This is a genomic window from Priestia sp. YIM B13491, from assembly GCF_042787605.1.
GTDB lineage: Bacteria > Bacillota > Bacilli > Bacillales > Bacillaceae_H > Priestia > Priestia megaterium_E.
Genome location: NZ_JBHZOR010000035.1, coordinates 1 through 1859, shown reverse-complemented (window position 1 = coordinate 1859; position 1859 = coordinate 1). Strand labels below are relative to the sequence as shown.

The 1859-nt window shown below is 48.6% G+C and carries 1 rRNA gene; it reads right to left on the bottom strand.

The features are described from left to right. Positions 1–1859: ribosomal RNA gene (locus ACFX4E_RS28190) — 23S ribosomal RNA — on the bottom strand; the annotation flags it as partial.

Sequence of the window (1859 nt, the reverse complement as noted above, 5' to 3'; positions counted from 1 at the left end):
CGTTTACTGGGGCTTCAATTCATACCTTCGCTTGCGCTAAGCACTCCTCTTAACCTTCCAGCACCGGGCAGGCGTCACCCCCTATACATCATCTTACGATTTAGCAGAGAGCTGTGTTTTTGATAAACAGTTGCTTGGGCCTATTCACTGCGGCTGACTTAAAGTCAGCACCCCTTCTCCCGAAGTTACGGGGTCATTTTGCCGAGTTCCTTAACGAGAGTTCTCTCGCTCACCTGAGGCTACTCGCCTCGACTACCTGTGTCGGTTTGCGGTACGGGTAGAGTATGTTTAACGCTAGAAGCTTTTCTTGGCAGTGTGACGTCACTAACTTCGCTACTAAACTTCGCTCCCCATCACAGCTCAATGTTATAGAACTAAGCATTTAACTCAATTCACACCTCACTGCTTAGACAGACACTTCCAATCGTCTGCTTTAGTTAGCCTACTGCGTCCCTCCATCACTACATACTCTAGTACAGGAATATCAACCTGTTGTCCATCGGATACACCTTTCGGTCTCTCCTTAGGTCCCGACTAACCCAGGGCGGACGAGCCTTCCCCTGGAAACCTTAGTCTTACGGTGGACAGGATTCTCACCTGTCTTTCGCTACTCATACCGGCATTCTCACTTCTATGCGTTCCAGCACTCCTCACGGTACACCTTCATCACACATAGAACGCTCTCCTACCATACCTATAAAGGTATCCACAGCTTCGGTAAATTGTTTTAGCCCCGGTACATTTTCGGCGCAGGGTCACTCGACTAGTGAGCTATTACGCACTCTTTGAATGAATAGCTGCTTCTAAGCTAACATCCTAGTTGTCTGTGCAACCCCACATCCTTTTCCACTTAACAATTATTTTGGGACCTTAGCTGGTGGTCTGGGCTGTTTCCCTTTCGACTACGGATCTTAGCACTCGCAGTCTGACTGCCGACCATAATTCATTGGCATTCGGAGTTTATCTGAGATTGGTAATCCGGGATGGACCCCTCACCCAAACAGTGCTCTACCTCCAAGAATCTTAATGTCGACGCTAGCCCTAAAGCTATTTCGGAGAGAACCAGCTATCTCCAAGTTCGTTTGGAATTTCTCCGCTACCCACAAGTCATCCAAGCACTTTTCAACGTGCCCTGGTTCGGTCCTCCAGTGAGTTTTACCTCACCTTCAACCTGCTCATGGGTAGGTCACATGGTTTCGGGTCTACGACATGATACTAATGCGCCCTATTAAGACTCGGTTTCCCTACGGCTCCGTCTCTTCAACTTAACCTCGCATCATATCGTAACTCGCCGGTTCATTCTACAAAAGGCACGCTCTCACCCATTAACGGGCTCGAACTTGTTGTAGGCACACGGTTTCAGGTTCTATTTCACTCCCCTCCCGGGGTGCTTTTCACCTTTCCCTCACGGTACTGGTTCACTATCGGTCACTAGGGAGTATTTAGGGTTGGGAGATGGTCCTCCCAGATTCCGACGGGATTTCACGTGTCCCGCCGTACTCAGGATACTGCTAGGTACAAAGACTATTTTAAATACGAGGCTATTACTCTCTTTGGCTGATCTTCCCAAATCATTCTTCTATAGTCTTTGAGTCCACATTGCAGTCCTACAACCCCGAAGAGTAAACTCTTCGGTTTGCCCTCCTGCCGTTTCGCTCGCCGCTACTAAGGCAATCGCTTTTGCTTTCTCTTCCTGCAGCTACTTAGATGTTTCAGTTCACTGCGTCTTCCTCCTCATATCCTTAACAGATATGGGTAACAGGTAGTACCTGTTGGGTTCCCCCATTCGGAAATCCCTGGATCATCGCTTACTTACAGCTACCCAAGGCATATCGTCGTTTGTCACGTCCTTCTTCGGC